Below are 11,758 nucleotides of genomic sequence, written 5' to 3'. Positions count from 1 at the left end.
TCTTCCTGACGGCCCTGGCGATTTCGTCCCTGGTGGCGTGCGGCGGCAGCGGCGGCGATGACGATGGTGACACTGGAGGCAATCCAGGCGGCCCCAACCCCGGGTCCGGTACGAGTTCCTCCGCCTGCTTCAATGAGGCGGATTTTCGGGAGGGCACGGTATCCGAGGTGGAGCAAGACACCTTGGCGCCCAATAGCGAAGTTTTCAAGGCCCGCGTGACCACAACGACGGGCCCGCGAGAATCATTTGCGGGCGCGAATCCTGTCCGATTCGTCCGCGAGACCTATATCTACGCCACGGGCACCGGGGGCTCCGAGAGACAGTACGTGGATCTCGTGAACGGGAAGGAGATCCGCTATGGCTCCCGCAACGGCGATGAAAACGCAGACCCCATGTACGGCCGCAAGATCAACCACCCCCCATCGAACGGCCCGTGGATATGCAGCCAGGCGAGAAGACCGAATCAACCACCGTGGTGGAAACGATCCAGGGTGCGAACGATGAGATCCGCAACGAGGAAACGGTGACGTCCACCATCACCTACATAGGCCGCGAGGCGCTCAGCACGCCCATGGGCATCATCAATGCGTGCAAGTTCGCCGGCACCAGCCATGTCGTCTACCCAGGCGGGGCCTCGATCGACCAAACCAGCGAGCAATGGGTGGCGGCGGAAGGGCCTTATCGGGGCCAGGAACTGAAGCTGGCCGTGCAGGACAGCCAGCAGGCGGGCATTGTGCAGTTCGTTGCCACGAAGATCACCTACACGCCAAAGTAGCGCTGCTCTACCAACCTTCGATACGCGTACCGTCATAGCGCATGAACGAGCCGCTGTCGGCGAGCGTAGCGCCGGCCATCGTCGCACGCAGCCCCGCAGCGCTGTCCGGCACGGTGACGGGCGCAGCCTCCCCGCCCATCGAGGTCTTCACCCAGCCGGGATGGAAGGCGATGAAAGCCGCCTCCGGATAGCTGTTCCGCGCGGACGCCACGGCCATGTTGAGCGCGGCCTTGCTCACGCGGTACAGCCAGGCACCTGAGGTAGTGATGCTGCCGATATGCCCCATTTCGCTGCTGATGAAGCCAAAGCGCCCGCCCCCGGGTGCCTTGCTGGCCACGACCAGCGGAGCCACCTGCGGGATCACCTGCATGGCGCCCAGCACGTTGGCATGCATGACGCGGTCGAACTCCTGCTGGGTGGGGGTGTGGTCGCGTTGGCGCGGTTGCATATCACGCCGGCGACATACCAGGCGGTATCGATCTTCTCGCCATCCAGCCGCCAGGCCAGTCCGCTGACACTGGCGGGATCGGTCACGTCGAGCTTGAGCGGTTCGCAACCCAGCGCCTTCAGGCCGGCCAGGCTGTCGTCATCGCGCGCCGTGGCGATGACGCGTGCGCCTTCGGCGGCATACTGGCGCGCCATTTCATGGCCGATGCCGCGCGAGGCGCCGATGATCAAAATGGTGGACATGGGAATATCTCCTGGGCTTGGCTTGACTATTAGAGCATCTCCAGCGCCAAGGCCGTGGCCTCGCCGCCGCCGATGCACAGCGTGGCCAGGCCTTTCTTCAAGCCGCGCGCCTTCAGCGCATGCATCAGCGTGACCATGATGCGCGCACCGCTCGCCCCGATGGGGTGCCCCAGTGCACAGGCGCCGCCATTGACGTTGACCTTCTCATGCGGCACCTTCAGGTCATGCATGAGCGCCATGGGCACCACGGCGAAGGCTTCGTTGATCTCCCACAGGTCGACATCGGCCACCTGCCAGCCGGCCTTCTTCAGCGCCTTCTCGGTGGCGCCGATGGGGGCAGTGGAGAACCATTCCGGCTCCTGGGCATGCGTGGCGTGGCTCACGATGCGCGCCAGCGGCCGGCAGCCCAGCGCCTTGGCCGTGGACTCGCGCATCATCACCATCGCGGCCGCGCCATCGTTGATGCTGGAGCTGCTGGCGGCGGTCACGGTGCCATCTTTCTTGAAAGCGGGCTTGAGGCCGCCGATCTTCTCGACGTTGATGCGGCCCGGACCTTCGTCGATCTCCACCACGCGCTCGCCCTTGCGGTCCTTGAGAGTCACGGGTGCGATCTCCTCCTTGAATGCTCCTGACTGAATGGCTGCCTGCGCGCGCTGCACGCTGGCAATGGCGAACGCATCCTGTTGCTCGCGGGTGAACTGGTACTTGGCGGCGCAGTCCTCGCCGAAGGTGCCCATGCTGCGGCCAGGCTCGTAAGCGTCTTCCAGGCCGTCGAGCATCATGTGGTCGAAGATGCGGTCATGGCCCATGCGGTAGCCGCCGCGGCCCTTCTGCAGCAGATAGGGCGCGCCGGTCATGCTCTCCATGCCACCGGCCACCAGCACATCGTGCGAGCCAGCCACGAGCATGTCGTGCGCGAACATGGCCGCGCGCATGCCCGAGCCGCACATCTTGCTGAGCGTGACCGCGCCCGCGCTCTTGGGCAAGCCGCCCTTGAACGCGGCCTGGCGCGCAGGGGCCTGGCCCTGCCCTGCCAGCAGACAGTTGCCGAACAGCACTTCGGTGACGAGTTCGGGCTTGATGCCGGCGCGTTCGATGGCAGCCTTGATGGCCACGCCGCCCAGATCGTGCGCGGCCAGGTTGGCGAAATCACCCTGGAAACTGCCCATGGGGGTGCGGGCGGCGGAAACGATGACGATGGGGTCGGACATGTGATCTCCTTGAATGATGATGAAAAATTTTTACTGGACTTGGCGCATACGAGGTGCCTCTTGAAACGCGAAGCGCCAATTCAAGGGCCGCGCGTGCGGATGCCCTGAATGCCAAGCTGGAGCTTGGCGGTCCCAGGGGGACAAAAAGACAGGCCACGCGAAGCGAGGCCCATTTGATTCGGGAGCCGAGCGCAGCGATGGCCCGAACCGCGGGTCCCCTCTGGGCGTGCCGAGGAGCGCAGAGCGAGGGGTGGGCAAGGGCACTGCAAGATGCCCTTGCTTCGTGCTCTAGCTTGCTGCAGCTGTTTGAGCGACGTGAACGAAGTGAACATAGCGAGTTCTGCAGCACCACCCCTCGATTGAGCACCGCAGGTTGCCCGTAGCGTAGCGAAGGGACACGGCAAGTGGGGTCGCCTTTTCTTGGGTTACCTTCTTTTGGCGACGCAAAAGAAGGTGACTGCACCGCCGGGGGCAGTCCCGGCCTCCGACCATTGATCAGCAGCGGAAGGTCATTAGGAAGCAGAAGGCCGTTCAGATCAACCGACAGTGAAAGCCCCCACCCCAACCCTCTCCCAGAGGGGGAGGGAGCCAAACACCCTGTGCCCGCACGGGAACGACAGCTGCGTGAATCGCGGCTCATTCAGACGGCTCCCCGGCCGTCATAGGCCCTAACGTATCCGGCCGGTCGGCCGGTGTCTCGGTACTCGCGGCCACGGGGTCGGCCAGCTCGGAGGCGCCCCAGGCGCCGCCGTTCACATCGAAGCGCCGGTGCACACCGTAGGGGAAAAAATCAATCACCTCGCCGCGCTGGATGCGCTCCTTGTTCCGCTGCCAGAAATCGGCCTCTAGCAGATCGGCGTGGTGCCTCATGAACGCATCCCGCACACGCGGATGTCCAAGCAGAAAAGGGCCGAAGGTTTCAGGAAATACATCGCCCTTGGCCACGCTGTACCAGATCTCGCCGCTCATCTCCTCTTCCTCGCTGCGGGCTGGCGGGACACGCCGGAAATTGCAGTCCGTGAGGTACTCGATTTCGTCATAGTCGTAGAACACCACCTTGCCGTGGCGCGTGACACCAAAATTCTTCCACAGCATGTCTCCCGGGAAGATATTGGCCGCCACCAGTTCCTTGATGGCATTGCCGTACTCGATGACGGCATGCTCAAGCTGGGCATCGGCGCCGGCGTAGATGGCCTCCTGCAGATACAGGTTGAGTGGGATCATGCGCCGCTCGATATAGGCGTGCGAGATGATGACCTCCGCCTGGCCGTCGCCATCGCGATCACCGATGTCGAGTTGGCTGGGGGCGTGCTTCTCGATTTCGGCGATCAGCGCCTCGTCGAAACGGTCGCGCGGAAAAGCCAGCAACGAAAACTCCATGGTGTCGGCCATGCGGCCCACCCGGTCATGGTGCTTGACCAGTTGATACTTCCCCCGGACCTGCTCACGGGTGGTGTCCTTGGGCGAGGGGTAGAAATCCTTGATGATCTTGAAGACGTAAGGAAAGCTCGGCAGATCGAACACCAGCATCACCATGCCCTTGATGCCGGGCGCGATGCGGAACTTGTCGGTGCTGTGGCGCAGGTGCCAGAGCAGGTCGCGGTAGAACAGGTTCTTGCCTTGCTTGGCCAGCCCCAGGGCGTTGTAGATCTCGGCGCGGGGCTTGCGCGGCATGAGGCTGCGCAGAAACTGCACGTAGGCCGATGGGATTTCCATGTCGACCATGAAGTACGCACGCGAGAAGGAAAACAAAATCAGCAGGTCTTCCTCGCCGAACAAGGCCGCATCCACGAATACAGTGCCTGGCTGCCGGTGCAGGATGGGCAAGGCAAACGGCACTTCGCGGAACCCGTTGATGAGCTTGCCCACCAGATACGCGCCCTTGTTGCGGTAAAACAGGCTGGAGAGCACCTGCACCTGGAAGTTGGTCCGCAGCTTCTCGTCGCCCAGTTCGCGCCGCATGGCGTTGGCCACGTAGCGGGCATCGCGCTCGATGTCTTCGAACGCGCAGCGCAGCGTGAATGACTCCAGCATCGCACGGACCGTTTCCTCCAGCCGGTGAGCCGAAGGGTAGAAGGCCTGGTAGGTGGTCTTGGCCTTGGGGTCGTCGGTCTCCATGTACTCCGTGCTGATGGCTGGGCGCACGAAGATGAAGTTGTTGTGGAAATAGCTGCGGTGCAGGATCTTGGTGGTGACCGAGTTGAAGAAGGTCTCTGCCAGCTCGGGCTGCTTGTGCGAAACCAGCAGGCCGATGTAATGCAGCTTGATGTCCTGCCATGTCTCCATGGGCTGCTCGCCGGCCTTGAACTCCCGCTCCAGCCGGCGCTGGCATTCACGCACGCGCAGGTCGTAGAACTCGATGCGCTCACGCTGGGCCCGCTGCTGGCCATGCCAGTCGCAGGTTTCGAAGCGGTGCCGTGCGCGTGCCGATTCTGTGCGGAACAGGCGGTAGTGGCGATTGAAACCATCGACCATCGCGCGCGCAATGTCGCGGGCCAGATGGGAATCGCGCACCTGCATGATCAAAGGGCGAGATCGCTGTGAACGTCGTTGGCGCCGGAAGCGCGTGGATAGCGCTTGATGCCGTTGCGGAACACGTCCACCACCTCTTCGGAGTTGGACATGGTGACGCCGAGGTCCTTCACATGGCCGTCCTTGAGGCCATAGCACCAGCCGTGCACAGAAACTGCCTGGCCACGCGCCCAGGCATCCTGCAGCACATTGGATTGCGCGATGTTGCCCACCTGCTCGATGACGTTGATCTCGCACAGAGTGTCTTCCTGCTCGTGGTTGCACAAGTGCATCAAGCGGCCGCGGTGGCGCATCTTGACGTCGTGCACATGGCGCAGCCAGTGATCGGCCAGCCCCACGCGCTGCTCACGCAGGACCGCCAGCACACCGCCGCAACCATAGTGGCCGACCACCATGATGTGCTCGACCTTCAGCACGTCCACGGCGAACTGGATCACTGAGAGCGCATTGAGATCGGAGTGCACCACCACGTTGGCCACGTTGCGGTGCACGAACACCTCGCCGGGCGCCAGGCCGATGACCTGGTTGGCAGGCACGCGGCTGTCGGAGCAGCCGATCCACAGGTACTTGGGCGATTGCTGGGCTGCCAGGGTCTTGAAAAACCCCGGGTTTTCGCGCTCGACCCGTTCGGCCCAGGCGCGGTTCTTGTCTATCAGATGCTGAAGTGGTGAGGCCATAAAAACTTTGCTTTGGTTGGGTTGATTACATGGTTTCGGCGAACAGCTCGCGCCCGATCAGCATCCGGCGGATTTCGCTTGTGCCGGCACCGATCTCGTAGAGCTTGGCATCCCGCCACAGGCGGCCGAGGGGGTATTCGTTGATGTAGCCGTTGCCGCCGAAGAGCTGGATGCCGTCGCCAGCCATGCGGGTGGCCTGCTCGGCCGTCCAGAGGATCACCGAGGCACAGTCCTTGCGCACCTGACGCACGTGCTCGGCCCCCAGCGCATCCAGGTTCTTGCCGATGGTGTAGAGGAACGCGCGACCCGCCTGCAGCACGGTGTACATATCGGCCACCTTGCCCTGCACCAGCTGGAATTCGCCGATGCTCTGGCCGAACTGCTTGCGATCGTGGATATAGGGCACCACGTTGTCCATGACCGCCTGCATGATGCCGATGGGACCGCCCGCCAGCACCGCGCGTTCATAGTCGAGGCCGCTCATCAATACCTTGGCACCCTGGTTCAGGCCGCCAAGGATATGGTGGGCGGGCACTTCGACATTGTCGAATACCATTTCACCGGTATGGCTGCCGCGCATGCCGAGCTTGTCGAGCTTCTGCGCGGTGGAAAAGCCTTTCATGCCTTTTTCGACGATGAAGGCGGTCACGCCGCGCGCGCCCAGTTCGGGCTCGGTCTTGGCGTAAACCACCATGGTGTCGGCATCCGGGCCATTGGTGATCCACATCTTGCTGCCGTTCAGCAGGTAGTAGCCGCCCTTGTCCTCGGCCTTGAGCTTCATGCTGATGACGTCGCTGCCGGCACCCGGCTCGCTCATGGCCAGCGCGCCCACGTGCTCGCCGCTGATCAGCTTGGGCAGGTATTTTTTCTTCTGCTCTTCGCTGCCGTTGCGCTTGATCTGATTCACGCACAGGTTGCTGTGCGCGCCGTAGCTGAGGCCGACCGAGGCGCTGGCACGGCTGATCTCCTCCATGGCGATCATGTGGGCCAGATAACCCATGTTGGCGCCACCGTATTCCTCGGGCACAGTGATGCCCAGCACCCCGAGCTCGCCCATCTTGGGCCACAGATCCATGGGGAACTGGTCGTTGCGGTCCACCTCAGCCGCGCGTGGCGCGATCTCGGATTCCGCGAACGAACGGACAGCGTCGCGCAACGCGTCGATTTCTTCTCCGAGCTGGAAATTAAGGCCGGGTAAATTGCTCATGGGGGCTCTCCTTGAAATTCGAGTGTCAGGTTTCTTGACCCGCTTCTTTTCTCTCGTCATTCCCGCGTAGGCGGGAATCCAGGGGGCGCTCAAAGGCTGCACTGGATTCCCGCCTGCGCGGGAATGACGGCTGTAGACGAGTCAGTTGTGGGGGCAATATCTATATCAATAAGTCTGGGTGACGGGCACCAGCGTCTGCTGCATCAATGCGCAAGGCGACTCTTTTCCGTCCGCGGCCACGTGCAGCACTTCAGCGGTCGTGACGATGATCCGTTTGCCGGGCTTGGCCACCCTGCCGATGGCGCGTAGCGCCCCGCCCTGGAAGCTGGCCAGAAAATTGATCTTGTACTCGACAGTGACGACCTCCATGCCTTCCGGCGCGACGGTCAGGCCCGCGTAGCCGCCCGCGATATCCGCCACCGCGCCCATGGCGCCGCCATGAAAGCCCTCCTGCTGCTGGGTGACCTTGTCAGAATAAGGTAGCCAGATCTCCACCAGGCCAAGCTCCACACGCCGCAGTTCCGCGCCTAGGTGCCGCATCATGCCCTGGCGCGCGAAACTGGCGGACACGCGATCGTGGTGAAAAGAGGAAGTGCTCATGCTTTTGCTTTGGCTGGTGATCGGTTGGAGGGCTGCGGGGCACGCGCCAGCAGGGCGCGGGCTTCCTTTTCGTGCTCCCGGACTTCGGAGAGCGTGGCCTGCAACTCGGCCAATTGCGCCTCCAGATGCGCCCGATGCCCCGCCAGCACATCGAGGAATTTCTCCAGTTGCGGGCCGGTGTCGCGGGGGCTGTCGTACATGTCGATCAGCTCCTTGGCCTCTGTAAGGGACAGGCCCAGGCGCTTGGCCCGCAGGGTAAGTTTCAGGCGCGTTCGATCGCGCGCGGTGTAGACACGGGTCCGGCCGCCGGAGCCGGATCGCCCGGGCTGCAACAGGCCCATATCTTCATAAAAACGCATGGCGCGAGGGGTGAGATCGAACTCGCGGGCCAGGTCACTGATGGTGAAAGTGGTCGTCGTCATGGCTGTCGGCTGTCGCGCACGTTCTGCAGCGAATGTCAACTCTAACTAAAATGGGTTTTACGGTTGACGTAAACGTCAACGTCACCCGCCATCGTACTTCACATTCGACGATAAGAACATTTCCATGAACGCCACAGAACTCGAAAGTGCCCTGCACTACCCTTTCGGCGACGATCTGCTCGCCTCCGGCGGTACGCTGGAAGTCGCGCCAGGCATCAAATGGCTGCGCATTGCGCTGCCGTTCGTGTTGAATCACATCAATCTGTGGCTGCTGCGTGACCGCATCGATGGCCGCGAAGGCTGGACCGTGGTGGATTGCTGCATTGACCGCCCCGAATCGCGGGCCGCCTGGGAAACCGTGTTCGCCACGCAGTTGAACGGCCTGCCGGTGCTGCGCGTGATCGTCACCCACATGCACCCTGACCACATCGGCCTGGCGCATTGGCTGTGCGAGCGCTGGAACGCGCCGCTGTGGATCAGCGGCACGGATTACCAGACAGCCCGCTACGCTTGCGAGGTCGTCAACAGCTTTGGCGGCGAGCGCCTGGCGCAGTATTTTTTCAGCCACGGCATGACCAAGGCGGAGGATCTGGAGCAGATCCGCAACCGCAAGAGCTACTACCGCAACCTGGTGCCTGCCGTGCCCGCCAGCTACGCGCGCCTGATGGACGGCGGCACGGTGACCATCGGCGGCAACGCCTGGCGCTGCATCGCAGGCTACGGCCACGCCCCTGAGCATATGTCCCTCTATTGCGAAGCGCAGGGCGTGCTGCTCGGCGGAGACATGATGCTGCCGCGCATTTCCACCAACGTCAGCGTCTATGAAATGGAACCCGAAGCAGACGCGCTGACCCTGTTCCTCGACTCCATCGACCGCTTCAAACCGCTACCGGAAGACACGCTGGTGCTGCCCTCGCACGGCAAGCCTTTCAAGGGGCTGCACACGCGCATCCAGCAACTGCACGACCACCACCGCGATCGTCTCGCGGAAGTGATGGAAGCGGCCCAGGCCGGACCGGTTTCCGCCTACGACGTGCTACCCGTGCTGTTCCGGCGCCCGCTCGATCTGCACCAGACCACTTTTGCACTGGGAGAATCCGTGGCGCACCTGCACCGGCTCTGGTATGCGGGCAAGCTCAAGCGCGAGCGCGATGCCGAGGGTATTTGGCGTTTCGGGCTGCCGGTGTAATCACCAGGTCGGGACGGCTTCGTCCTTGAGTTCACCGCGCCGCTCTGCATAGTCGGGCATCACGCTTTCCACGTGAGCCCAGAAGCGCGGGCCATGGTTCATCTCCCGCAGATGAGCCAGTTCGTGCACCACCACGTAGTCGATGATCGACTCGCTGAAATGCACCAGCCGCCAATTCAGGCGGATCGAGCCGTCGGCGCTGGCCGACCCCCAGCGGGTGCCGGCAGAAGACAGGCTCAGCTTTTGCCACTGCACGCCCAGCTGCGGAGCGAAGTGATCCAGCCTCGCTGTGAAAATGCGCCGCGCCTGACGCATGAGCCAAGCTTGCGTGGTATCGCGCAACTGCTCGGGCGTGGCGCTGTTCGGCAAACCTACGTGCAAGGTCAGGCGCGGCACGCCGGGCAGTGATTCAGCCCCTGTTTCAAGCACCGCGCCGCCACGGCCGTGGCGCTGGCGAGGGTCGAGCACAAGGATGACCTGCTCGCCGAGAAACGGAATGCTGGCGCCGTCCCGCCATTCGATACGGGCGGATTCCATGCGGTCGTGGCGTTCGCGCGCATCGCCCAGCTTGGCGATGATCCAGCGCTCCTTCTCGCGCAGCATGGTCTCGACTTCCGCCAGCGGGGTCCAGCGTGGAGCGCTGACCACCAGCCCCTCAGTGCCGATGGTCAGGCCGATGGTGCGCCGCTTGCCACGGCGGAATTCATAGGCGACGCGGGCCTTTTCGAAAACGATCTCGCGGTTGGCACGAGGATGCGTGAAGTGTGCCCGGCTGAGCAGGCTGGCAATGGGCTCTGCAGGCACGTACTCGCCGGCCGGCTTGGCGAGCTCGGGCGGCTTGGGGCTCTCCGATACGGTATCGGCCGCCGGCCCGGCACCGCCGAACCAGTCGAACACCATCTGTCGCATATCAGTCATTCGTAGCCGCATGGGCGAAATGGTAGCCCCTTCTGGGACCGCCGAGTTCCAGCTTGGCAGTAGCGTCACGCGGATACGCCGATGCCGAACTGGAGCTCGGCGGTCCCAGGTGAAGCCTTACCCCCCGGTTTGAGTTTCGACGGGCGGGCTTCTCCTGTGGGGTAGGCTTCAGGATCCAGGCGCAGCATCTCGGCTTCGATCCAGGCTTCTACCTCGCGCATCAGCTCGTCGGGCCGGCGGCCCACGCTGGGAATCTGCGGGCCGATGGAAATGTCCACGATGCCGGGCCGCTTGATGAAAGCCTTGCGCGGCCAGCATTTGGCGGAAGTGACCGCTATGGGAACGACAGGTGCGCCGCATTCGATGGCCAGGCGGGTGCCGCCCGTACGGTACTGGCCTTTCTCGCCGCGCGGAATGCGGGTGCCTTCAGGGAACATGATGACCCACACGCCCTCCCCTGTCAGCCGGCGGCCCTGTGTCACGATCTTGCTGAAGGCTTCGGTACGCCTGCTGCGGTCAATATGGATCATGTCCAGGCGCGACATGGCCCAGCCGAAAAAGGGCACCCGCAGCAACTCTTTCTTGAACACATAGGCCAGCGGGTGCGGCATGATCGCCGGCATGGTGAAGGTTTCCCACGTGGACTGGTGCTTGACCAACAGCACGGCGCCGTCGCTGCTGCCCCGGGGAAGGTTTTCCATGCCCGTGACGCGGTTCTTGATGCCCAGGATCAGCCTACCGCCGCCCACCGCGATCTTGAGCCAGCCGGCACACATCCAGTAGACGCGGGTGCTGTTGAGAAATGGCGAAGCGATCAACACCGCCAGCGCCCAGGGAATCACCGTGACAACCATCCACAGCAGGTGCAGCACGGAACGAATCAGATTCATGGCAGGTGTTCAGGGAGCAGGAGGCGCCTTCGGCATGGCTTCAGCCTCGGCGATGAAAGTGGTGGCGAATTCGGCCAGATCGGTATGCACACGCGTGCCGGGAGGAAACTCCGGCGGCAGAGGGTCCGTGGACGCCGGTGCGCCCATGCCGGTCATCACCAGGTGCGGAACGCAGCCGGCGGCCACGGCTGCCTGCACGTCACGCACACTGTCGCCCACGGCATGCACCTGGCTGAGATCGACCTTGTAGCGCTCGCCGATCTGCAGGAACAGCCCCGGTAGCGGCTTGCGGCAACTGCAGCCTTCGTCCGGCGCGTGCGGGCAGAAAAACACGGCCTCCACACGGCCGCCCACGGCAGCCAATTGCTTATTCATCCGCGCATGGATGGCATTGAGCGCCGCCACGTCAAACAGGCCTCGGCCAAGGCCCGGCATGTTGGCGGCGATGACGACCTGAAAGCCGGCATGGTTCAGCCGCGCGATGGCATCCAGCGCACCCGGCAGGGGCTCCCACTCGTCGGGCGTCTGGATGTAACCCTCGCGCTCCACGTTGATGGTGCCGTCGCGATCGACGATGACGAATTTCATGATGCGTGGATTATCCAGGACTTGCGCGGTTGGCTTTCTGCGGAGCGTGCACGACGTGC

Annotated in this window: 11 protein-coding genes and 1 pseudogene; 2 read left to right on the top strand and 10 right to left on the bottom strand. The window is 63.4% G+C overall.

The window, feature by feature from the left end; translation table 11 throughout:
• Positions 1–433 precede the first annotated feature (433 nt).
• Positions 434–775 (top strand): hypothetical protein, encoded by a 342-nt coding sequence (locus tag WJU18_RS08855; RefSeq protein ID WP_423459722.1) that lies wholly within the window; start codon positions 434–436, stop codon positions 773–775.
• A 7-nt stretch (positions 776–782) separates the two neighbouring features.
• Here WJU18_RS08855 and WJU18_RS08850 read toward each other — a convergent pair.
• The 7 genes and pseudogenes from WJU18_RS08850 to WJU18_RS08820 form a co-directional block, all read right to left on the bottom strand.
• Positions 783–1,465, bottom strand: a pseudogene (locus WJU18_RS08850) (SDR family oxidoreductase).
• 29 nt (positions 1,466–1,494) lie between these two features.
• On the bottom strand, positions 1,495–2,676 hold the full coding sequence (locus WJU18_RS08845; RefSeq protein WP_423459721.1) for an acetyl-CoA C-acyltransferase: 1,182 nt from the start codon (positions 2,674–2,676) through the stop codon (positions 1,495–1,497).
• A gap of 636 nt (positions 2,677–3,312) precedes the next feature.
• Positions 3,313–5,196 (bottom strand): bifunctional isocitrate dehydrogenase kinase/phosphatase, encoded by a 1,884-nt coding sequence (gene aceK, locus WJU18_RS08840; protein WP_423459720.1) that lies wholly within the window; start codon positions 5,194–5,196, stop codon positions 3,313–3,315.
• 2 nt (positions 5,197–5,198) lie between these two features.
• Positions 5,199–5,885 (bottom strand): carbonate dehydratase, encoded by a 687-nt coding sequence (gene can, locus WJU18_RS08835; protein WP_423459719.1) that lies wholly within the window; start codon positions 5,883–5,885, stop codon positions 5,199–5,201.
• Positions 5,886–5,910: 25 nt separating this feature from the next.
• Positions 5,911–7,092 carry an isovaleryl-CoA dehydrogenase gene (locus tag WJU18_RS08830; RefSeq protein ID WP_423459718.1) on the bottom strand — a complete coding sequence of 394 codons (1,182 nt, stop codon included), beginning with the start codon at positions 7,090–7,092 and terminating at the stop codon, positions 5,911–5,913.
• A 165-nt stretch (positions 7,093–7,257) separates the two neighbouring features.
• Entirely contained in the window at positions 7,258–7,692 is a 435-nt protein-coding gene (locus tag WJU18_RS08825; protein ID WP_423459717.1) for a PaaI family thioesterase, read from the bottom strand.
• Positions 7,689–8,114, bottom strand: coding sequence for a MerR family transcriptional regulator (locus WJU18_RS08820; RefSeq protein WP_423459716.1), 426 nt, complete (start codon positions 8,112–8,114; stop codon positions 7,689–7,691). The genes WJU18_RS08825 and WJU18_RS08820 overlap by 4 nt, the downstream gene beginning before the upstream one ends.
• A gap of 124 nt (positions 8,115–8,238) precedes the next feature.
• On the opposite strand from WJU18_RS08820, the gene WJU18_RS08815 reads away from it, so the two are divergent.
• Positions 8,239–9,303 carry an MBL fold metallo-hydrolase gene (locus WJU18_RS08815; RefSeq protein WP_423459715.1) on the top strand — a complete coding sequence of 355 codons (1,065 nt, stop codon included), beginning with the start codon at positions 8,239–8,241 and terminating at the stop codon, positions 9,301–9,303.
• Here the strand turns inward: WJU18_RS08815 and WJU18_RS08810 are convergent, their stop codons facing one another.
• The 3 genes from WJU18_RS08810 to gmhB all read right to left on the bottom strand — a co-directional run bounded on the left by WJU18_RS08810 (position 9,304) and on the right by gmhB (position 11,699).
• A complete protein-coding gene (locus WJU18_RS08810) occupies positions 9,304–10,221 on the bottom strand; it encodes a M48 family metallopeptidase (RefSeq protein ID WP_423459714.1) in 918 nt (305 codons plus the stop codon).
• A gap of 65 nt (positions 10,222–10,286) precedes the next feature.
• Positions 10,287–11,111, bottom strand: a complete 825-nt coding sequence (locus WJU18_RS08805; RefSeq protein ID WP_423459713.1) for a lysophospholipid acyltransferase family protein — start codon at positions 11,109–11,111, stop codon at positions 10,287–10,289.
• A 9-nt stretch (positions 11,112–11,120) separates the two neighbouring features.
• Positions 11,121–11,699 (bottom strand): D-glycero-beta-D-manno-heptose 1,7-bisphosphate 7-phosphatase, encoded by a 579-nt coding sequence (gene gmhB, locus WJU18_RS08800; RefSeq protein ID WP_423459712.1) that lies wholly within the window; start codon positions 11,697–11,699, stop codon positions 11,121–11,123.
• Positions 11,700–11,758: the final 59 nt, after the last annotated feature.

Origin of the sequence: Ottowia sp. VDI28 (assembly GCF_049532675.1) — a bacterium.
Lineage (GTDB): Bacteria > Pseudomonadota > Gammaproteobacteria > Burkholderiales > Burkholderiaceae_C > Ottowia.
Note: the sequence above shows the minus strand (reverse complement) of the source record. Positions and strands in the feature narration are given on the sequence as shown.

Coding starts and splice junctions, on each gene's coding strand:
- WJU18_RS08845 (WP_423459721.1), bottom strand. CDS start 2,676: ATGTCCGACCCCATCGTCATCGTTTCCGCCGCCCGCACCCCCATGGGC.
- aceK (WP_423459720.1), bottom strand. CDS start 5,196: ATGCAGGTGCGCGATTCCCATCTGGCCCGCGACATTGCGCGCGCGATG.
- can (WP_423459719.1), bottom strand. CDS start 5,885: ATGGCCTCACCACTTCAGCATCTGATAGACAAGAACCGCGCCTGGGCC.
- WJU18_RS08830 (WP_423459718.1), bottom strand. CDS start 7,092: ATGAGCAATTTACCCGGCCTTAATTTCCAGCTCGGAGAAGAAATCGAC.
- WJU18_RS08825 (WP_423459717.1), bottom strand. CDS start 7,692: ATGAGCACTTCCTCTTTTCACCACGATCGCGTGTCCGCCAGTTTCGCG.
- WJU18_RS08820 (WP_423459716.1), bottom strand. CDS start 8,114: ATGACGACGACCACTTTCACCATCAGTGACCTGGCCCGCGAGTTCGAT.
- WJU18_RS08815 (WP_423459715.1), top strand. CDS start 8,239: ATGAACGCCACAGAACTCGAAAGTGCCCTGCACTACCCTTTCGGCGAC.
- WJU18_RS08810 (WP_423459714.1), bottom strand. CDS start 10,221: ATGACTGATATGCGACAGATGGTGTTCGACTGGTTCGGCGGTGCCGGG.
- WJU18_RS08805 (WP_423459713.1), bottom strand. CDS start 11,111: ATGAATCTGATTCGTTCCGTGCTGCACCTGCTGTGGATGGTTGTCACG.
- gmhB (WP_423459712.1), bottom strand. CDS start 11,699: ATGAAATTCGTCATCGTCGATCGCGACGGCACCATCAACGTGGAGCGC.